Source organism: Pseudoduganella sp. RAF53_2 (assembly GCF_052113985.1).
In the GTDB taxonomy this organism is placed as follows: domain Bacteria; phylum Pseudomonadota; class Gammaproteobacteria; order Burkholderiales; family Burkholderiaceae_D; genus Rugamonas.
This window is the reverse complement of record NZ_JBFRDW010000943.1, coordinates 1-1,559: the sequence shown is the minus strand read 5'-3', so window position 1 is coordinate 1,559 and position 1,559 is coordinate 1. Positions and strand designations below refer to the sequence as shown.

Below are 1,559 nucleotides of genomic sequence, written 5' to 3'. Positions count from 1 at the left end.
GTGCTGGCATGAAGCCGGACGTGGGCCGCCAGCTGGCCGAAGAATCCCGTGCACGCATCGAAGACGCACTGCGCGGCGCGCACATGGTCTTCATCGCGGCCGGCATGGGCGGCGGCACCGGCACCGGCRCTGCACCGATCGTTGCTGAAGTGGCCAAATCCCAGGGCGCGCTGACCGTGGCCGTGGTGTCCAAGCCGTTCTCGCATGAAGGCCAGAAGTGCATGGACATCGCCGAGGAAGGCCTGGAGCAGCTGGCTGCCAATGTCGACTCCCTGATCGTGATCCTGAACGAGAAGCTGGAAGAGATCTACGAAGACGAATCCCTGATCGAATGGCTGCAGCACGCCGACGACGTTCTGAACAACGCCGTTGCCGGTATCGCCGAAATCATCAACGTGCCGGGCCACATCAACGTCGACTTCAACGACGTGAAGACCATCATGGGCGAGCAGGGCAAGGCGATGATGGGTACCGCCACCGCTTCCGGCGTGGACCGCGCCCGCGTGGCAGCCGAGCAGGCCGTGGCTTCGCCGCTGCTGGATGGCGTCGACCTGTCCGGCGCACGCGGCGTGCTGGTGAACGTGACCGCATCGCGTGGCCTGAAGGGTAAGGAAATCAAGGAAGTCATGGCTGCCGTACGCGCCTTCGCTGCACCGGATGCATCGATCGCACAAGGTATCGCTTACGACGACGCAATGGGCGACGCGATCCGCGTGACCGTGGTGGCCACCGGCCTGGGCAAGCAGAAGAAGCATGTGCAGCTGGTGCCGCAGCAGGTTCTGCGTACCGGTACCCACAATGCGCCAATGACGCCTTCCGCAGCACTGGGCGGCGGCGCTGTGACTTCGTCCGTGACCATGGGCGCTGCTGGCCTGGGTGGCGCAGCTCACCACGATATCCAGAAGCAGCCGGCCGTATGGCGCCGCGAGTCCGCATCCGAACAGGTGCGCGCGCTGCAGAATACCGGCATGGAAACCTACGACATTCCGGCATTCCTGCGCAAGCAGGCTGACTGATCCCGGCTGATCGCGGATCAGCCGCGCCGCCGGACCTGTGCGTCCGGCGGCGTGGTCATTTATACTTAGGAAAAGCTGCCGCGCGCTGCGCGGTTTTTTGTTTTCTAAAAGGAGAATCCAATGACCATCAAGATCGGCGACAAACTGCCGGAAGGCACCCTGTCCGAATTCATCGAAGTTGAAAGCGAAAGCTGCTCCCTCGGCCCGAACACTTTCAACGTGCAGGACCTGGTCAAAGGCAAGAAGATCGCTATCTTCGGCCTGCCAGGCGCTTACACCCCGACCTGCTCGGCTAAACACGTGCCGGGTTATGTCGCTCACGCTGCCGAGCTGAAAGCCAAGGGCGTGGACGAAATCTGGTGCATCTCCGTGAACGACGCCTTCGTGATGGGCGCCTGGGGCCGCGACCAGAAAGCCACCGGCATCGTACGCATGATGGCCGACGGTAACGCCGCTTACTCCAAGGCCCTGGGCCTGGACGCCGACTTTTCCAAGTTCGGCATGGGCACCCGCTCCCAGCGCTACTCGATGCTGGTGGAAGAC

2 protein-coding genes are annotated in these 1,559 nt (G+C 63.0%); both read left to right on the top strand.

Features of this window, described 5'->3' with window-relative positions; genetic code table 11:
• Positions 1 to 1,016: cell division protein FtsZ (locus tag AB4Z11_RS31245; RefSeq protein WP_442030002.1), on the top strand; the 1,016-nt coding region annotated here is incomplete at its 5' end.
• Positions 1,017 to 1,136: 120 nt separating this feature from the next.
• A partial coding sequence (locus AB4Z11_RS31240; RefSeq protein ID WP_442030000.1) for a peroxiredoxin occupies positions 1,137 to 1,559 on the top strand: 423 nt, incomplete at its 3' end.